We start from the raw sequence: 795 nt of genomic DNA, 5'->3' as shown, positions 1-795 counted from the left end.
ACAGGAGAACCAGGAGCCACGGGAGCCACGGGAGCCACGGGAGCCACAGGGACCACGGGAGCCATGGGAGCAACAGGCGTAACAGGAGCGACGGGAGATCCAGGAGTCACCGGAGCCACAGGAGCCACCGGCGCCACGGGAGAACAAGGTGTCACCGGAGCCACGGGAGATCCCGGAGCCATAGGAGCCACGGGAGCTGCCGGAGCGACAGGAGCCACGGGAGCCACAGGAGCGACGGGTGTCGCGGGAGCCACAGGGGCCACGGGAGTCACCGGAGCAACAGGAGCGACGGGAGCCGTTGGAGCAACAGGGGCCACGGGAGTCACCGGAGCCACAGGGGCCACGGGAGTCACGGGAGCCACAGGAGAGACAGGAGTAGCCGGAGCAACGGGATCCACGGGAGTAGCCGGAGCCACAGGAGCAACGGGATCCACGGGAGTAGCCGGAGCAACAGGAGCGACAGGAGCCGCCGGCGCCACGGGAGCGACGGGAGCAACAGGAGCCACAGGAACAACAGGGGCAACAGGAGCCACCGGAGCAACAGGAGTAACAGGAGCCGCCGGAGCAACAGGTGCCACGGGAGTAGCCGGAGCAACAGGAGCGACAGGAGCCGCCGGAGCAACAGGTGCCACGGGAGTAGCCGGAGCAACGGGAGCGACGGGAGCTGTTGGAGCAACAGGGGCCACGGGAGTCACCGGAGCAACAGGAGCGACAGGAGTCGCCGGAGCCACGGGAGCGACGGGAGCCGCCGGAGCAACAGGAGCCACGGGGGCCACGGGAGAACAAGGTGTCACC

1 protein-coding gene is annotated in these 795 nt (G+C 68.8%); it reads left to right on the top strand.

All coding sequences use genetic code 11. From position 1 onward, the window contains the following. Nucleotides 1-795: hypothetical protein (locus OTG27_RS26435; protein ID WP_268938590.1), on the top strand; the 795-nt coding region annotated here is incomplete at both ends.

The sequence above is a fragment of the Peribacillus sp. AS_2 genome (genome assembly GCF_026891895.1).
In the GTDB taxonomy this organism is placed as follows: domain Bacteria; phylum Bacillota; class Bacilli; order Bacillales; family DSM-1321; genus Peribacillus; species Peribacillus frigoritolerans.
This window is presented reverse-complemented; position numbering and strand designations above follow the sequence as displayed.